General features: G+C 70.4%; 14 protein-coding genes. 1 reads left to right on the top strand and 13 read right to left on the bottom strand.

Annotation, left to right across the window (positions count from 1 at the left end; translation table 11 throughout):
- Window positions 1-8: 8 nt before the first annotated feature.
- Genes RT282_RS13785 through RT282_RS13730 form a run of 12 tightly spaced genes read right to left on the bottom strand, consistent with a single transcriptional unit; the run spans window position 9 to window position 10,064 of the window.
- Entirely contained in the window at window positions 9-755 is a 747-nt protein-coding gene (locus RT282_RS13785; protein WP_312306120.1) for a class I SAM-dependent methyltransferase, read from the bottom strand.
- Window positions 752-1,555: a polysaccharide deacetylase family protein gene (locus RT282_RS13780; RefSeq protein WP_313315046.1), complete on the bottom strand. Its 804-nt coding sequence runs from the start codon at window positions 1,553-1,555 to the stop codon at window positions 752-754. The genes RT282_RS13785 and RT282_RS13780 overlap by 4 nt, the downstream gene beginning before the upstream one ends.
- Complete coding sequence (locus RT282_RS13775; RefSeq protein ID WP_313315044.1) at window positions 1,555-2,208, bottom strand: hypothetical protein; 654 nt, start codon at window positions 2,206-2,208, stop codon at window positions 1,555-1,557. Before RT282_RS13775 ends, RT282_RS13780 begins: the two co-directional genes overlap by 1 nt.
- Window positions 2,205-4,547 carry an MMPL family transporter gene (locus RT282_RS13770; RefSeq protein ID WP_313315042.1) on the bottom strand — a complete coding sequence of 781 codons (2,343 nt, stop codon included), beginning with the start codon at window positions 4,545-4,547 and terminating at the stop codon, window positions 2,205-2,207. The genes RT282_RS13775 and RT282_RS13770 overlap by 4 nt, the downstream gene beginning before the upstream one ends.
- Entirely contained in the window at window positions 4,544-5,110 is a 567-nt protein-coding gene (locus tag RT282_RS13765; RefSeq protein WP_312306126.1) for a LolA-related protein, read from the bottom strand. The genes RT282_RS13770 and RT282_RS13765 overlap by 4 nt, the downstream gene beginning before the upstream one ends.
- Window positions 5,107-6,009: an acyl-CoA synthetase gene (locus RT282_RS13760; RefSeq protein WP_313315040.1), complete on the bottom strand. Its 903-nt coding sequence runs from the start codon at window positions 6,007-6,009 to the stop codon at window positions 5,107-5,109. Before RT282_RS13760 ends, RT282_RS13765 begins: the two co-directional genes overlap by 4 nt.
- Entirely contained in the window at window positions 6,006-6,299 is a 294-nt protein-coding gene (locus RT282_RS13755; protein WP_313315038.1) for a hypothetical protein, read from the bottom strand. Before RT282_RS13755 ends, RT282_RS13760 begins: the two co-directional genes overlap by 4 nt.
- A complete protein-coding gene (locus RT282_RS13750) occupies window positions 6,289-7,632 on the bottom strand; it encodes an AMP-binding protein (RefSeq protein ID WP_313315036.1) in 1,344 nt (447 codons plus the stop codon). Before RT282_RS13750 ends, RT282_RS13755 begins: the two co-directional genes overlap by 11 nt.
- Window positions 7,629-8,285, bottom strand: coding sequence for a hypothetical protein (locus RT282_RS13745; protein ID WP_313315034.1), 657 nt, complete (start codon window positions 8,283-8,285; stop codon window positions 7,629-7,631). The genes RT282_RS13750 and RT282_RS13745 overlap by 4 nt, the downstream gene beginning before the upstream one ends.
- A complete protein-coding gene (locus tag RT282_RS13740) occupies window positions 8,282-8,554 on the bottom strand; it encodes a phosphopantetheine-binding protein (protein ID WP_312306134.1) in 273 nt (90 codons plus the stop codon). The genes RT282_RS13745 and RT282_RS13740 overlap by 4 nt, the downstream gene beginning before the upstream one ends.
- A gap of 8 nt (window positions 8,555-8,562) precedes the next feature.
- Entirely contained in the window at window positions 8,563-9,822 is a 1,260-nt protein-coding gene (locus RT282_RS13735; protein ID WP_313315030.1) for a beta-ketoacyl-[acyl-carrier-protein] synthase family protein, read from the bottom strand.
- Window positions 9,819-10,064 (bottom strand): acyl carrier protein, encoded by a 246-nt coding sequence (locus RT282_RS13730; protein WP_312306136.1) that lies wholly within the window; start codon window positions 10,062-10,064, stop codon window positions 9,819-9,821. The genes RT282_RS13735 and RT282_RS13730 overlap by 4 nt, the downstream gene beginning before the upstream one ends.
- A gap of 140 nt (window positions 10,065-10,204) precedes the next feature.
- On the opposite strand from RT282_RS13730, the gene RT282_RS13725 reads away from it, so the two are divergent.
- Window positions 10,205-10,927 carry a phosphatase PAP2 family protein gene (locus RT282_RS13725; RefSeq protein WP_313315027.1) on the top strand — a complete coding sequence of 241 codons (723 nt, stop codon included), beginning with the start codon at window positions 10,205-10,207 and terminating at the stop codon, window positions 10,925-10,927.
- Here the strand turns inward: RT282_RS13725 and RT282_RS13720 are convergent.
- The coding region (locus RT282_RS13720; protein WP_313315025.1) for an HRDC domain-containing protein at window positions 10,891-11,143 on the bottom strand (253 nt) is incomplete at its 5' end. The genes RT282_RS13725 and RT282_RS13720 overlap by 37 nt on opposite strands.

The following is an 11,143-nucleotide window of genomic DNA, read 5'->3' as shown; positions in this document are numbered from 1 at the left end:
GGACGATATCAGGCGGCGGGAGGGGCATTGTCCCGCACCCGGCACACCAGAAGCACATTGGCGAAAGGCAGGGCTCCGCTCATGGGCTGGCTGCTGACTTCGAATCCGATGGACGTGAGCAGGGCCCGCCAGTCGGCAAGGCTGCGGCAGTACAGCGGCGGCATGCGGTGGCCGCGCGACCAGGTGACGATGCGGTCCACCCACTGGGAGAGCTGAAACGGCAGGCCCGCCCCCGCATCGCCGATGCGGGTGATGAACAGGCCGCCGGGTGCCAGTGCCGCATGGATGCGCTGCAGCACCCGGCGCTGGCTTTCATGGTCGAAATAGTGCAGCGCGTCGAAGATCGTGACCACGTCGCACCGCCCGAAATCCGTCTGGTTCATGTCGCCTTGCTCGACGCGCACGACGGGGTGGGCGGCGCCAAAGGCCTGCGCCGCGCGCTCCACGTCGCGCGGCATCAGCTCCACGCCGCGCATGTGCAGCGGCTGAGGGGGCGCGGGCCAGTCTCCCGGCCACTCGCCCCTTGCATGCTGCTCCTGGGCCGCCAGCACCAGGGCGAACAGGCTGCCTTGGCCACAGCCCAGGTCCAGCCAGCGCCCACGCGCAGGCAGTACGCCTTGGTGCAGCAGGGCGGCAAACGCCGCATCGCCCCCGATTTTTCCGCGTGCGTAGTGGTAGGCAAAGCGCCCTGCCGGACGGAAGCGTGCGCTTGCCGCATCGACGAGGGCGCGGGAAAGCGCAGGAACGGAAGTCATGCCAGAGCGTCGTGCAATGTGGTGGTGGTCAAACCGGCCTGGTCCAGGCGCTGAGCCAGCCGGGGAATCAGGTGCTCGATCACGGGCCGGCCGTCACCCGCGCGTGCCGCGTGCCCGTCGTGCAGCAGCAGGATGTCGCCGTCGCCCAGCGCCCGCGTCAGGCGCTGCAGCACCCGGTCGGGACGCGGCTCGCGCGTGTCGTAGCCGCGGCGTGTCCAGCTCGCCAGTTGCAGGCCCTGGCGGGCGAGCACCGGCTCCAAAAACAGGTTGCGCAGCCCCGCCGTGGGGCGGAAGAAGCGCGGCGCCTGGCCGCTCGCATCCTGCAGCACCGCCTGGGCGCGCGCGATGTCCATGGCCAGCCGCGCCGGGCCAAACAGCGACAGCGCGTGCGAGTGGCTGTAGCCGTGGTTCTCCACCCGGTGCCCCTGCTGGACGATGGCGCGGCACAGCGCGGGATGCCGCTCGGCCCGGTGACCGATGAGAAAGAAGCTGGCCTTGAGCCGGTGCTCGGCCAGCAGGTCGAGCACGCGCGGTGTGACCTGCGGGTCGGGGCCGTCGTCGATGGTCAGGGCCACGCGCCCGGCCACGCCGGCGGGCACCAGCGGCAGCCGCGTGATGTTGGGCCCGAGCGCCCGCGAACGGGGCCACAGCCCGGCGGCGGTGATGAGGGCATGGTTGGCCGCCACGGCGCCTGCGGCCCAGGGCCACAGCGCGGGTTGGGCCAGCACGCCAAGGGCGGCGGCGCCATGCAGCGCGGCCGAACCCGCCAAGAACGGTGTGGGTTTCCAGCGCCTCACCATCAGCGCTCCTGCTCCTGCTCCTGCTTCTGCTCCGCAAGCCAGCGCAGGAACTGGTGGCACAAGGGCAGCCAGGCATCCCAGCCGTGGCCACCGGGTACTTCGTGCGGCGCGGCCCGGGGCAGGCGCCGCGCGAGCATCGACATGGCATAGGCGAAGCGGTCCTCGCGCCCTATCCCCAGAAAGACGGGCAGATCGGGCCGCCCTTCGCGCAAACCCTGCCAGAGCTGGAATTCCAGGTCGCCCGCCTGCGCAGGCGTCGGCAGCCAGGCGTCGAGCCCGCCCGCGCGGGCGATGGCGTTGGTCGTCAGGCGGCTGCCCGGGTACGGTGCCAGCAGGCACAGCCCCGCCAGGCCAGCCGGATCGCGCTGCGCCTGGGCCAACGCCAGCAAGCCGCCCATCGATATGCCACCCAGCCACAGGCGGCGGTAGCGCTGGCGCAGCGGCGCGAGCACGTCGCTCGCGAGCAGCCGCACGGTGTTCTCGACATGGGCCAGGTCGATGGGCAGTTCGGGGGCGAACAGGTCCAGCCGAACGCCCGACGTTGCCAGCACGTCCGGCAGCCCGGCCCGGGCCATATCGGCCGCGCCCATCTGGGCACCGGGCAGCAGCACCAACGCACCGTCGGCGCCATCGGTCCGCCACAGTGGCGTCATGCGGCGGCCTCCCGGCGCGGCACGATGAAGGCTGCCGACAACACCAGCGCGATCACCACGCCAGGCGCCACCGTCACGCCCATGGCCTTGAGCACCGGCACGTGCGACACCGCCAGGGCACCGAAGCCGATCACCGTGGTTACCACGGCCACGCTCATGGACGACCAGACATCGACCGCCAGCCCGCCGTCGGCGTCGATCTGGTCGAAGAACAGGGTGTAGTTGGAGCCCACGGCCACGATCAGCAGCAGCCCAATCAAGTGCAGCAGGTTCAGCTCGGTGCCCAGGGCATGCAGCGTGGCCATCACGATGGTGACCGTCATGGCCAGCGTCAACATCATGCGCCACAGCCGCGTCCACGAGCGCATGGCGAAGGCCAGCATGACGGTGATCGCCAGCACGCCGCCCAGCGCCAGGTAGACCGCCTGCTGCAGGTAGCCTGCGTACAGCGTCTCGAACTCCGCCTTCAGGTCGATGAACACTGCGCCAGTGCCTTCGAGCGCCTGCCGCACCTGATCGACCGGGATGTCGGTGACGCCCACGGCGGCCGGGCGCAGCGGCAGCACCACGTGCCACTGGCCATCGTTTGATGACATGAGTGAATCGACCGCCAGCGCCATGGCCGTGCCATCCAGGTCTGCGCGCGTCATCAACGGCCCCCGCCGCGCCGCGTCCACCGCGTCCAGAAAAGGCGTGAGCCGGCCCGCCGACAGCGGTGAGTCCTGCAGCGCCTGCGCCAGGTCGCGCTGCAGCGCCTGTCTCGGCGGCAGCGCCGCCAGGCGCTCGCGCTGCACCTGCGCGCTGGGCAGGAAGCGAGCCGGGTTGTCGTAGCCGCCGATCAGGCCCTGCTCCACCAGGCGGTCCAGGCGACGGCCAGCAGTTTCGGCCTCGACCAGCGCCGCCTCCTGGTCAGGCGCCGTCACCAGCACCAGGTAGCGGGCATCGGGGGCGCCGATGTCGGCGCGCAGGCGCGCGTCGGCATCGGCCTCGGCTTCGCTCACGGTGGACAGGGTCGACAGGTTGGTGCTCCACAGGCTGTCGTGGTGCTGCACAAGATAGAACAGCGCCACCGCCGTCACGATCCACGCCGGCCAGCGCAGGCGCCAGGCCTGGCCCAGCCAGCCCAGCGTCGTGTTGCCCAGCACGCCGGGGGGCGGGATCTCGTGCCGGTCCCCCGCCACCACCGGCAGGATGAAGCGCGTCACCAACGCCGCCACGGCAATGCCCGAGAGCGCGTACACGCCCAGTTGCGCGAGGCCCGGGAAGCCCGCCAGCAGCATCACACCGAAACCGGCGATGGACGTGAGTACGCCCAGGCGAATCGTGGGCCAGAAGGTCTTGCGCCAGGATTGCAGGCCCACGCGCCCGGACTGCACGAAGAAATAGATCGCATAGTCCACCGCCTCGCCCACCAGCGCCGCGCCGAAGCCCACCGTGATGCCATGCACCATGCCGAATACCAGGTCGACGGAGACGATGGCCGCCACCGTGCCCGCCACCACGGGCAGCAGGCCCAGCGCCGTCATGCGCGGCGAGCGGTAGATCCACAGCAGCAGCAGGCCGATGCCGATCGAGCTGACCAGCGAAATGCGCTCGATCTCCGAGCGGATGGCCTCGCGCGCCTGCACCGCGAACTGCCCTGGCCCCGACATCGTCAGCGAGAGCGGAGCCAGCGACGGCTCTGCCTGCAGGGCCTCAAACTGCGCGCGCACGGCCTCGATGGCCCGTTCCTGGCCATCGGTATCGCTGCCCGGCGCCAGGGTCTGGGCCAGCAGCAGGGCGCGCTGCCCGTCGCGCGATGTCCAGACGCCACCGCGGGTGTCGGGCTCGGTGCCCGGGTGCAGTTGCGTGAGGATTGCGATCATCTCGCCGGTCGGGTCCTGCAGCAGGTAGGGCTTGAACAGAAAGCCCACCGGCGAAGTCGCCACGTCGATGGTGCGGCCCACCGCCTCGCGCAGGCCCTCGGGCGAGAAGCGCTCGGGCGTGAGCGCCGGGCTCAGGTGGTAGCGAAAGCGCAGCAGGAAGTCGCGCTCGGCCTCCAGGCCGCCGGGCTCGCCGTTCTGCACCGAGACGAACAGGCCGCTGCCGGTCATGGCCTTGCGCAGAGCGACCGAGGCGTTCGCGCGCTCTGCCTCGGTGCCGCCCCCGATGCCGATCATCAGCACGCGCGAGACGGCGCCTTCTTTCATCTGGTCGACCAGCACACGCTGCTCCGGGCTCGGGTCGGATGGCAAGAAAAAGGACATATCCGCCGTGAAGCGGGCCTGGAAGATCCAGGCCACGCCCGCGGCCACGGCGACCAGCCACAGCAGGAAAGCCTTCAGGGGCGTGAGCTTCATTCGCCGGCAAGGGGTTCGATGGCCAGTTCGACGCGGTCACCGTCGGCTTGGCTGTACTCGATGCGGCGCACCTCGCGTCCGCGACCGCTCACCGTGATGCGCGTGACCAGCGCCTGCACTTCGGCATTAGCGGGCAGGAGGATCAACTTCCAGTCCTTCTCGCTGCCCTGCAGTTCCAGCCGGTAGTACTTTTCGAGTTGCGCGCGGTTGCCGGCCAGCGTGCTGCGCACGCTCTCGATGAAGGCCATGGCCTCGGGGCGGCTGCCGACGTGCCAGGTCATGCTGCGCCCACCCTGCTCCACGGTGAGCGTGTTCTTCTCCAGTACCAGGCTTTCTCGTCGGGGCTTGAGCGTTTCCTTTTCCAGCCGGTCGGGCGGGGCGAAGCGCAGCTCACCGCTGGAGACCACGGGCGCGTCCAGTAGGGCCGCATGGCGCGTCTCGACGAAGCGTGCGCGGCCGCCCTTGAATTGGGCCAGCTCGCCCATGAGCTGGTCCACGTCGAAAGCGTGCGCGGCAAGCGAGGCGCAGGCCAACAGAGCGGTGAACAGGGTGCGCAGAATCATGGGGCGTGCCAGAAGTCGTAGAAGTTGAACCAGTTCAGGGGCGCATCGCGCAGCGTGCGCTCCAGCACCGCCACGTAGGCCTGCTGCGCCTCGGCCATCGCTGCCGGGCGCAGCGCGCGCGGCGTGGCATGGAAGTCGGCGACGGGCTCGAAACGGATCTCGTAGCGGTTGCCGCCCAGGTAGAGCCCGGCCATGAAGAACACCGGGCGCTGCAGCATGGCGGCGAGCCGCCAGGGGCCGAGGGGAAAGGCAGCCTCCTCGCCCAGGAACGGCAGGCGGGCGCAAGCATCATCGGCGGCGAGCGAGCGGTCGGCAAGCAGTCCGACCAGGCAGCCGTCATCGAGCCGATCGCGCACCGCGAGCATGGATTCCATCCGGCCCAGCGCGATCACGTCCTGCATCGCATCGGGCGCGATGGCCGCGAGCGTGGCGTTGAGCTGGCGCGCATTGTCCTCGTACATGGCCATGGCCACGCGCATGCCGCCGCGCTTCTGGCCCACCGTGCGCAGCACCTCGAAGCTGCCCAGGTGCGCCCCCATCAGCAGCGCGCCGCGCCCGCCGCGCAACGCGGCGTGCAGAGCATCCGCACCGCACACCTCGACCTGCAGCCCGGCGCCTCGGTTGCGCAGCAGGAACACCCGGTCGTGGATGGTGGTGGCAAACCACAACACATGCTTGTAGCGCTCGCGCCAGCGCGGCGGCCGGCCCAGCATGCGTGCCAGGTAGGCGCGGCTCGCGCGCTGCGCCCTGGGCGCGAAGAGCACGAAGTACAGGGCGATGCCGTGCAGCACGACCCGGCCCAGGCTGCGCCCCACCGTCAGCGAGATCCAGACCATCAGGCGCAGCAGCCACACGTGGCTGCGCTCGCCCTCTCGCGCCCAGGCTGCGGCCTGGCTCACGCCACATCCTCCTGCTGCAGCACACCGCTGACCACCAGGGCCTCGTCGGCGTGGATGGCAAAGCGCTGCGCGCCGGCCGAGGCGGGGGTGAACGACCAGCGCAGCGTCTCACCCGGGCCCACCGGGCGCAGGAACTTGGCCTGCGCGATGCACCACCGCCGGCCCGCGGGCAAGGCGCCGGCGCGCAGCAGGCTGTGGTCGAGCAGCACCACGCCGGGCACGATGGGCCGGCCTGGGAAATGCCCGGCGAACGCCGGATGTTCGACCGGGACGGTCCAGTCAGCGGGCATTGCGTATCCACCGCTCATGCAATGCCTCCAGCGTGCTGCGTGCGATCTTGCCCGTGGCGTTGCGCGCGATCGCCTCGACCAGCACCAGCGGACGCGGCATGAAGATGGGATCGATCCGCGTGCGCAGCACGGCCAGCACCGCGGCGCGCTCGCCGGCCGGCGCGACGGCGAAGGCCACCAGCCGGCCGGCACGGGCCGCTTCCTCTTCGTCCGGCAGGAAGAAGGCCCCATCCTGCACGCCTGGGATCGTGCGCAACTGGTGGTTGAGATAGGCGAGCGAGGTGCGCTTGCCCGCCAGGTTCACCATGTCGGCATGACGACCCTGCAGCGTGAAGCGTCCGTCTTCTTGCAAGGCAAGGATGTCGGCCAGCGCCACGCGCCCTTCCACATGGCCCCCGCTCGCCCAGGTGGTATCGCCCTCCTGCTCCAGGCGCACGCCGGGCATGAGCGTCCATTCGGCCCCGGCCGTGGTGCGTCGCGTGGCGAGCTGCGAGGATTCGGTCGAACCGTAGATCTCGTGCACCGGCGCGCCGGTGGCGGCCTCGGCCTGCGCGGCCAGCGGCATGTCCAGCGGCGCGGTGGCCGAGAGCCAGCGCGCCACCGGCGGCAGCGCCACGCCCGAGGCCAGCACGCTCGCCAGGTGGTAAGGCGTGGTGACGACCATCGCCGGCTGGGGCACCGCGGCGAGCGCGTCGGCCAGGTCCTGCGGATAGAAGGGTTTGCCGCTCCAGAAACTGCAGCCGCCATGCAGCGCGAGCAGGAAGGTCGATTCAAAACCGTAGCTGTGCTGCGCCGGCACCGTGCCGACGAGCGTGTGCGGCGCGTCCAGCAGCCCCAGGGCCTGGGCCTCGGCGCGGCCGTTGGCGACCAGCTTGCCCCAGGTCTTCGCATGGGGCTGGGGCATGCCGGTGGAGCCCGAGGTGAACAGGATGGCGACGACCGTGTCCTGCGCGATGTGCGGCACGTCCGCGCAGGCCTCGCCAGCCAGTTCCTGCAGCGAGGGCAGCGGATAGGCGGGCAATTCGGGGGGCAGCGGCGTGGATGCGTCGGTCACGGCCAGCGCACCAGCGTAGGTACAGGCCAGCTGGCGCAGCGTCGCCTCGGACTGCGACGAGGGCTGCAGGCTCACGCGCCCCGACAGCGCGCAGGCGGCGAGCAGCACCGCGTAGTGGTAGCGGTCCTCACACAGGTTGACGATGTAGCGCCCCGGGGGGAGCGCAGCGGCCAGCGCCAGGGCGTCGGCGCAGTAGCGCGCAACGCTGACCGGCCCTTGCGGGCGCCAGGCAAGGATGTCACCCGGCCCACGGCCGCCGACCAGAGGCAGGCCACTCATGCAACGCGATCCGAGGCCGGGGAGCGGCCACGCTGGGCCTGCCAGGCGCGGGCCACGTCCTTGATGGAGGGCCGGTCCTCGGGCGGCAGCACCCGTTGGCGCACCAGCATCTCCAGCAGAAAAAACACGCCCAGCAGGGGGCCGGTGAGGAGGTTGGCATGCACCGACCAGACCTCCGCTGGCGCCCAGGCGAACAGCAGCGTGGAGACAAGGGCATTGCCCGCCAGGAACAGCGCCCAGGCCAGGGTGACGTTGCGCGTGTAGCGGCGCGTGCGCGCGCTCAAGGGGCCCGTGGCGATCATGCGCGCCATGGCGCTGACCACCGGTTCGCGCCCCGCGCCAAGCGAGCGCGCGAACCATGCCGCCAGCGCAAGATGCGCGCCCAGGTGCTGCAGGTAATAAAGCCATGTGACGTGGCCGCGCAGCCAAGGCCAGGCCACCGCCAGCACAAGCCCGCTGACGCCCGCCACCAGACTGGCGGCCAGGCCGGGCCATGGCATCTGGAACGCCAGCAGCAATGCAGAGAACGCCAGCGGCGTGACCGCGACGGCGATGTGCAAGTCGATGGGGCCGACACCTGTGCTGGCCAAGTGGGCCGAAACAGCCCACAGCAGCAGCAGCGCCACGGCCAGGGCGTTGCGCCAGCAGGTCATTGCGTCCGGTGGGCCGCGATGTGCTCGGTCAGCGCTTGCAGCGAGGCGAATATCTGCTGGTTGTTCTCGTTATCCGACTTGAGCTGAAAGCCGAAGCGTTTGGAGACCACGAGCGCGATCTCCAGCATGTCGATGGAGTCAAGACCCAGGCCGTCGCCGTACAGCGGCGCCTGCGGGTCGATGTCCTGCGGCTGCACGTCCAGGTTCAGCGCCTCGACGATGAGGGCAGCGACCTCGGAGCGCAGGGTGTCGATGGAAGTGGTGGTCATGCAAGAGCTCACTGAATGGACGCCTGGCGGAACGCGAGCACCGCGTTGCTGCCGCCAAAGGCAAAGGAGTTGGACAGGGCGGCGCGCACGCGCACGTCATGCCGCCCCCGCAGGATGTGGTCTACGCCCTCGCACGCAGGGTCGAGGCGGCCTTCGAGATGGGCCGTAGGCGGCAGCGCCTGTTCACGCACGCTCAGCACCGTGGCGAGTGCCTCCATCGCGCCGGCGGCGCCCATCAGATGGCCATGCATGGACTTGGTGGCGCTCACGGGCAGGTGCGCGGCGTGGCTGCCGAACACTTGCTGCAGCGCGTGGATCTCAATGGGATCGCCCTCGGGCGTGGCCGTGCCGTGGGCATTGACGTACTCCACGTCTTCGGGCGCAAGGCCGCCTTCGGCCAGCGCCGCGCGAATGGCGCGCGCCTGCCCCCCGGCGTCGGGGCGCACCAGGTGGGTGTGGTCGCAGCTCACCCCATAGCCAACCATCTCGGCATGGATGGTCGCGCCGCGCGCTCTGGCGTGCTCCCAGTCCTCTAGGACCAGCGCCACACCACCCTCGCCCAGCACCAGGCCGGCACGGTCGGCGGCGAAGGGGCGGCAAGCCTGTGCGGCGGCATCGCCCACGTCGGGGGACATCAGGCGCATCGCCAGCCAGGCCTGGGCCACGCCGTAGGTCTGCGTGGCGTCCGATCCGCCCGTCAGCATCACGCTGGCATGGCCTGCGCGGATGCGCCGGTAGGCCTCGCCGATCGCGATGGCCGACGAAGCGCAGGCGGCGGCATGGCTGGAGCTGACGCCTCCCAGCCCCAGTTGGATGGAAATGTGCGCATTCACGGCGTTGTTCATTCCCATCACGACCGACAGCGGGGACAGACGTTCGCGCCCTTTGAGCCAGATGTCCTTGTAGCCGCGCTCGAAGGCCTGGATGCCGCCCAGTGCGGTGCCCCAGACGCAGCCCCAGTCCTCGCGCGTCTCACTCTCGCAAGGCTGACGCTCAAGCCCCGCGTCGGCCCAGGCGTCGAAGGCGGCGGCCAGTCCCAGGTGGGCGAAGCGCTCCATCATGGCGGCCAGCGGGCCGCCCAGTGCGGCCCTCGCATCGAAGTCGCGGCAGGTCACGAATGGCATCGACAGCGGGCGCGGCACGTCGTCGGTCTGCAGATGGTGGACCGCGGACTCACCGTCCATGAGGCGGCTGAAAAAGTCCGGCAGGTTGCCACCGTACGGGCTGACCAGTCCCAGGCCCGTGACGGCGACGCGGCGCGCCGTCATGCCTGTACGTTTTTTTGCGCGAGCAGCCGGTCGATGATGAGCTGCATGTCGGCCACCGTGACGGGCACCGGCTGGTCGTTGTCGATGGAGATATCCAGGCGGTCTTCCGCTTCGAACATCAGCTCGGCCACCATCAGCGAATCCACGCCCAGATCGGCGAGCACGGAATCCCTCTGGACCTTCTCGGGCTCGACACCCAGGCGTTCCTGGAGAAATTTGCGAATCAGTTCGATCGAATCCATGGTGGTGAGGGACGGAAGTAGACAGCGGCAGAGGTCTCGCCAAGACCCCTGCCCGAATCGGCTATTTTAACGAGCGCTCCACTGGCCGCCCTGCCGCCACGGACGGCCGATATGATGCCGCCTGGCCGCCGGCCCCCTCCATGCACAGCGCCCCGTCACCCACCCTCCAGCCGCCGTCCTGGCGCAGCCAGCTGCGGCCGCGCCTGACCTGCCTTTGGCCCCTGAAGGCAGCCGGCACCACGCTCTTCATCACTCTCTTCTTCCAGGCGTACTTCTACGTGCTGCGCTCCCCCGGCCAGACCGTATGGACCATGCCTACGACGTGGATCGACGACTGGGTAGGCTTCACCCCGCTGGCGTTCCCGGTGTATGCGTCGCTGTGGGTCTATGTGTCGCTGCCGCCAGCGCTGATCGGCAACCTGAGGGGCCTGCTGTGGCACGGCCTGTGGGCTGGGCTGATGTGCGCCGTGTGCCTGGCCGTGTTCTGGGTCTTTCCCACCAAGGTACCCGACAACGCGCTGGACTGGGCCAGCCACCCCGGCATGTCACTGCTCAAGAGCGTGGACACCGGCGGCAACGCCTTCCCCTCGCTGCATGTGGCGGCCGCCGTGTTCGCCGCCTTCTGGCTGCGGCGGATCTTCCTGGTCATGGGCGCGCCGCGCGGATGGACCATCGCCAGCGCCATGGCCTGCGGGGCCATCGCCTGGTCCACGCTGGCGACGCTGCAGCACGTGGCGCTGGACGCGATGGCCGGGGCGCTCGTGGGCTGGCTGTTCGCCTGGCTGTCGCTACGGCGGCCGGGGGACGCACTGGACGCGCCGGCGGCCTACTGCCGGCACACCCGCACCACGTCCTCGCCATAGGCCTCCAGCTTCTTGGTGCCCATGCCGCTGATGCCCTGCAGCTCGGCCATGCTGGCCGGGTTGCGCTCGGCGATGGCCGCCAGCGTGGCGTCGTGGAAGATGACGTAGGCCGGCAGGTTGTGCTCGCGCGCCACCTCGGCGCGGCGCGAGCGCTTGGGCGTGGCCTGGGCCGTGGCCTCGCGCAGCTGCACGGCCTGCTCGCCCCGCAGCACGGGG

This window comes from Pulveribacter sp., from assembly GCF_032079985.1.
Lineage (GTDB): Bacteria > Pseudomonadota > Gammaproteobacteria > Burkholderiales > Burkholderiaceae_C > Melaminivora.
The sequence above is the reverse complement of the archived record's forward strand: the minus strand, read 5'-3'. Positions and strand labels throughout refer to the sequence as shown.